Origin of the sequence: Vibrio eleionomae (assembly GCF_009874545.1) — a bacterium.
GTDB classification, from domain to species: domain Bacteria; phylum Pseudomonadota; class Gammaproteobacteria; order Enterobacterales; family Vibrionaceae; genus Vibrio; species Vibrio nitrifigilis.
In genome coordinates this window covers 1-1,481 of record NZ_WEKT01000115.1, presented here as the reverse complement: position 1 = coordinate 1,481, position 1,481 = coordinate 1, and the positions used below count along the sequence as shown (strand labels likewise).

The window sequence follows — 1,481 nt, the reverse complement described above, 5'->3', positions numbered from 1 at the left end:
TGTCTATTAACGACAAATAAATACAGTTTCATATAAAACAGAATTATCCAATTAAAATTAACAAGTATGGATAAAGGAATATAAAATTAAAAATAAAAGGAAATACGGGATTATAAACCGGATTAATATTATCAATCAGATTAACAAACTATATTAACGATAGTAATAAAGTATTTATACCCAAATGAGCTTAAGATGCAGGATTCGTAGCTTCATCAACGTGCCTAGGTCAAGCTTTTAACGCAAGTAGAACCATTTCATTAGGCACGTTAGCGAAGCGACGTGAGGAAGAGTAGAGACTATTGGGCACCACTTTGTAATGCATCAATAAGTGGTTTCAAGGTATTATCAAACACTGTCGTTGCTTGATTCTGCATTGTTTCAACATTGAGTTGATTCTGATTAACTATATGATTTCGAAACGCTTCGGCCTGACTTGCGCATAACTCACTCATCGCGTCACTACCACATAATGACGTCAACTGTTTTGCCGGTGATTGCGCGATCAAATCAGCAATTGATGTTTGCGCTGCAAAAGAATAACTAGAAAATAATAAGCCGCTTAATACGCTAACTAATGTGGTGGATCGTTTCATAATCACGCCTTTATCCATTGTGATTACTACTTTATCGGCACAATGTGCAAAGACTTTATCTAGAAATGCAAACAAAAAGCGCTGACCAATGTCAGCGCTTTATATTGAATAAAGCATGTCTCTAATGCCTTAGTTGGCATCAGCTACAACCGCTATTCGTATTATTCGCAGTCAATTATGCTTCGATTGGTTTACGCCAGTCGTCTGAGCCAGATGTACCCGCGTTCACGTGATCCCAAGTGATTTGACGGTAAGTCAAAGACACAGTTAGGTTTTGCGTGAAGTCAGATTTAGTCGGATCTTGACAGTGTGGCATTTCACAACGGATATCAACGATTGATGCGTTTTCTAGCGTAGTAGTGAAGAAGTTTTCTTGCTTACCTTCGATAGAAGTACGGTACCATTTTAGCGTCACTGAAGACATTTTTTCGCCAGATGCCAATGCGTTATATAGCAAAGGAACCGCTTTGTTCAGCGATACAGTGAATTTAAATGGTTTGTGTGCACGTTGACCAGCAGGCTGACCAGATTGAGGATCAGTTGGAACAGTGACGTTATGGTCAAACTGTTGAACCAGCATTTCGTCTTCGTGACCTTCTACGTAAGAATCACCGATTGAATCTGCTGTACATGCACCAGCAGTGATAAGCCCTTGAGTTTGACCTTCGATAGAAATATAACATGGAGTTGGCATTACAAATTCCTTTCTTATTTATAGTAAATGCGATTATTCGCTATACCCTTTATTTTGACGTTACCAGTTTGTTGACTATATTGATTTACCTGCCACCTAACAGCAACTCCAATATTGCTTGGATATGCCTAGTATTAAGAGCAAGAGAGATGCCAACATCGAAACTATAACTATCAATAACTTATAAAAAT

General features: G+C 38.1%; 2 protein-coding genes. Both read right to left on the bottom strand.

All coding sequences use genetic code 11. From position 1 onward, the window contains the following. Positions 1-299: 299 nt before the first annotated feature. A complete protein-coding gene (locus tag F9817_RS23630; protein WP_161158657.1) occupies positions 300-596 on the bottom strand; it encodes a hypothetical protein in 297 nt (98 codons plus the stop codon). A gap of 175 nt (positions 597-771) precedes the next feature. After that, a complete protein-coding gene (locus F9817_RS23625) occupies positions 772-1,290 on the bottom strand; it encodes an Hcp family type VI secretion system effector (RefSeq protein WP_161158656.1) in 519 nt (172 codons plus the stop codon). Positions 1,291-1,481: the final 191 nt, after the last annotated feature.